The following is a 2528-nucleotide window of genomic DNA, read 5'->3' on the forward strand; positions in this document are numbered from 1 at the left end:
GCACCCGAAACGCACCCATGAGGGTCGCCGCGGGGGCGAAAACGATCCACCGGCGCCCTATTGGCCCTTGCCGTGGCCTGCTCCCCTCCCGTTTCCTCGGTGTTTGCAGAAACCCTCTTCCCCGAGCGAGGTCAAACCCGTGTCCAGCACGCTCTCGAACTCCACCACCCACACCCCCGAGACCGGCACCGCCCGCGTGAAGCGCGGCATGGCCGAGCAGCTCAAGGGCGGTGTGATCATGGACGTCGTCACCCCGGAGCAGGCGAAGATCGCCGAGGACGCGGGCGCGGTCGCGGTCATGGCCCTGGAGCGCGTCCCGGCCGACATCCGCAAGGACGGCGGCGTGGCCCGTATGTCCGACCCCGACATGATCGAGGGCATCATCGAGGCCGTCTCGATCCCGGTCATGGCCAAGTCCCGCATCGGCCACTTCGTCGAGGCCCAGGTCCTGCAGTCCCTCGGCGTCGACTACATCGACGAGTCCGAGGTCCTCACCCCGGCCGACGAGGTCAACCACTCCGACAAGTGGGCCTTCACCACCCCCTTCGTCTGTGGCGCCACCAACCTCGGCGAGGCCCTGCGCCGCATAGCCGAGGGCGCCGCCATGATCCGCTCCAAGGGCGAGGCCGGCACCGGCAACGTCGTCGAGGCCGTCCGCCACCTGCGCCAGATCAAGAACGAGATCGCCAAGCTGCGCGGCTTCGACAACAACGAGCTGTACGCCGCCGCCAAGGAACTGCGCGCCCCGTACGAGCTCGTCAAGGAGGTCTCGGAGCTGGGCAAGCTGCCCGTCGTCCTCTTCTCCGCCGGGGGTGTCGCCACCCCGGCCGACGCCGCGCTGATGCGCCAGCTCGGCGCCGAGGGCGTCTTCGTCGGCTCCGGCATCTTCAAGTCCGGCGACCCGGCCAAGCGCGCCGCCGCCATCGTGAAGGCCACCACCTTCTACGACGACCCGAAGATCATCGCGGACGCCTCCCGCAACCTGGGCGAGGCCATGGTCGGCATCAACTGCGACACCCTCCCCGAGGCCGAGCGCTACGCGAACCGCGGCTGGTAACCACCCATGACCCAAGCACCTGTCATCGGCGTCCTGGCCCTCCAGGGCGACGTACGGGAGCACCTCATCGCCCTGGCCGCGGCCGACGCCGTGGCCAGGCCGGTGCGGCGCCCCGAGGAACTCGCCGAGGTGGACGGCCTCGTCATCCCCGGCGGCGAGTCCACCACCATCTCCAAGCTCGCCGTGCTCTTCGGCGTCATGGACCCCCTACGCGCGCGCGTGCGTGACGGCATGCCCGTATACGGCACCTGCGCAGGCATGATCATGCTCGCCGACAAGATCCTCGACCCGCGCTCGGGCCAGGAAACCATCGGCGGCATCGACATGATCGTGCGCCGCAACGCCTTCGGACGGCAGAACGAGTCCTTCGAGGCGGCGGTCGACATCGAGGGCATAGACGGCGATCCTGTGGAGGGCGTGTTCATCCGCGCCCCCTGGGTGGAGTCCGTGGGCGCCGAGACCGAGGTGCTCGCCGAGCACGACGGTCACATCGTCGCCGTACGCCAGGGCAATGCCCTCGCCACGTCGTTCCACCCGGAACTGACCGGCGACCACCGGCTGCACGCGCTGTTCGTCGAGATGGTGCGCGCGAGCCGGTCGACGGAGTCCTTGTAGGATCTCTGGCGTTCGTTGCAGAGATGGGTTACGCGAAGGAGACAGGCAGATGTCCGGCCACTCTAAATGGGCCACGACGAAGCACAAGAAGGCCGTGATCGACGCCAAGCGCGGCAAGCTCTTCGCGAAGCTGATCAAGAACATCGAGGTCGCCGCGCGGATGGGCGGCGTCGACCTCGACGGCAACCCGACGCTCTACGACGCCGTCCAGAAGGCGAAGAAGTCGTCGGTCCCGAACAAGAACATCGACTCCGCGATCAAGCGCGGTGGCGGTCTCGAGGCCGGTGGCGCCGACTACGAGACGATCATGTACGAGGGCTACGGGCCGAACGGTGTCGCGGTGCTCATCGAGTGCCTCACCGACAACCGCAACCGCGCAGCCTCCGACGTCCGCGTCGCCATGACCCGCAACGGCGGCTCCATGGCCGACCCGGGCTCCGTCTCGTACCTCTTCAACCGCAAGGGCGTCGTGATCGTCCCCAAGGGCGAGCTGACCGAGGACGACGTCCTGGAGGTCGTGCTCGACGCGGGCGCCGAGGAAGTCAACGACCTGGGCGAGTCCTTCGAGGTGCTCAGCGAGGCCACCGACCTGGTCGCCGTCCGCACCTCCCTCCAGGAGGCCGGCATCGACTACGACTCCGCCGAGGCCAACTTCGTCCCGACCATGCAGATCGAGCTGGACGAGGAGGGCGCCAAGAAGATCTTCAAGCTGATCGACGCCCTCGAGGACAGCGACGACGTCCAGAACGTCTTCGCCAACTTCGACGTCAGCGACGACGTGATGGCGAAGGTCGACGCGTAGCGCTCCGCGGGCACAGCGGTTTCGGCGGGCCGGTGGGACACGTCCCACCGGCCC

The 2528-nt window shown here is 68.2% G+C and carries 3 protein-coding genes; all 3 read left to right on the top strand.

Going from position 1 to position 2528, the window contains the following annotated elements:
* Positions 1-139: 139 nt before the first annotated feature.
* From pdxS to F3T56_RS22955, 3 genes are read left to right on the top strand one after another with little or no spacing between them, the layout of a single operon-like run.
* Positions 140-1057, top strand: a complete 918-nt coding sequence (pdxS, locus tag F3T56_RS22945; protein ID WP_149827253.1) for a pyridoxal 5'-phosphate synthase lyase subunit PdxS — start codon at positions 140-142, stop codon at positions 1055-1057.
* A 6-nt stretch (positions 1058-1063) separates the two neighbouring features.
* Positions 1064-1672: a pyridoxal 5'-phosphate synthase glutaminase subunit PdxT gene (pdxT, locus tag F3T56_RS22950; RefSeq protein WP_149827254.1), complete on the top strand. Its 609-nt coding sequence runs from the start codon at positions 1064-1066 to the stop codon at positions 1670-1672.
* 49 nt (positions 1673-1721) lie between these two features.
* Positions 1722-2474, top strand: coding sequence for a YebC/PmpR family DNA-binding transcriptional regulator (locus F3T56_RS22955; RefSeq protein ID WP_149827255.1), 753 nt, complete (start codon positions 1722-1724; stop codon positions 2472-2474).
* The last annotated feature ends 54 nt before the right edge of the window (positions 2475-2528 follow it).

The organism is Streptomyces tailanensis (genome assembly GCF_008386495.1).
GTDB classification, from domain to species: domain Bacteria; phylum Actinomycetota; class Actinomycetes; order Streptomycetales; family Streptomycetaceae; genus Streptomyces; species Streptomyces tailanensis.